At 70.3% G+C, this 1,016-nt stretch carries 2 protein-coding genes; both read left to right on the top strand.

The window, feature by feature from the left end; genetic code table 11:
* On the top strand, positions 1-174 hold a 174-nt coding region (locus G6028_RS17975; RefSeq protein ID WP_182659581.1), incomplete at its 5' end, for an excalibur calcium-binding domain-containing protein.
* An 88-nt stretch (positions 175-262) separates the two neighbouring features.
* Positions 263-1,016: trypsin-like serine peptidase (locus G6028_RS17105; RefSeq protein WP_182659580.1), on the top strand; the 754-nt coding region annotated here is incomplete at its 3' end.

Raw genomic sequence — 1,016 nt, 5'->3', positions numbered from 1 at the left:
GCCCCGCCGCCGCCCGCGCCGGTCTACTCACCCCCTCCGGCACCGGCCCCGCAGGCGACCTACTTCGCCAACTGCGACGCCGCGCGCGCGGCGGGCGCGGCCCCGATCATGCGCGGAGAGCCGGGGTACGCGCCGAAACTGGACAGGGACGACGACGGTGTCGCCTGTGAGTAGCGAGTGGTACTGGTGAGATTTCCGCGGGCGGAGTAAAGTCCGAGACATCTCAATATGAAGATCTGTTCATCTGGCTAAGGAAGCCGCCATGGGCCCACGACCGACGTCGGCACTGCCACTCGTCGCGGTGGTTCTCGCCATCTCGACGGCGTGCGTCCAGGGCGGTGGCGAGAACCCCGCGGCTCAGCAGAACGTCCCCGGGGTCATCGAATCCAACTCGCCTGACGCCGAGCCGTCCACGATGAACCCGCAGCGACTGGACGACTCCGTGGTGTTCCTCATGACCACGGTGTCCGGCTACGTCCTGGACCCGGGAAGCGGGGAGGGCGACGACGTCCGGTCCACCGAGGTGACGGCGGTCCGGACGTGCACCGGGTGGATGGCGGGCGAGAACGGCGAGATCATCACCGCCGGGCACTGCGTCGGTCGGGACGAGGGTCGTGGCGCCGTGATCGAGTCCTACCTCGACGATCACGACGTCGCCGACGAGGCCGCTCTGGACGCCGAGGTCGACATCCGGGTGATGGCGGGCCAGCCCGACGTCGACGGCGCCACCATCACCGATTGGGTGACGGTCCGGATCGCCGACGTGATGCCGACTGAGCGGGGCGATCTGGCGCTGTTGCGGATCGACGGGCCTGCTGCCGACCCTCGACCGCCCGCGCTGCCGATCGCCGATGACGACCCGCGACCCGGCGACAGGATCACCGCGATCGGGTTCCCCGGCGCCGGGGGAGACGTCGCGGAGGAGACGGCCATCCAGCCTCCGTCGTTCAAGTCCGGCTCGGTCTCCACCCGGCGGGCGTCACCGAGGGGGGTGGAGGGGTACGAGATCGACGCCG

The organism is Dietzia cercidiphylli (assembly GCF_014145145.1).
GTDB lineage: Bacteria > Actinomycetota > Actinomycetes > Mycobacteriales > Mycobacteriaceae > Dietzia > Dietzia natronolimnaea.
The sequence above is the reverse complement of the archived record's forward strand: the minus strand, read 5'-3'. Positions and strand labels throughout refer to the sequence as shown.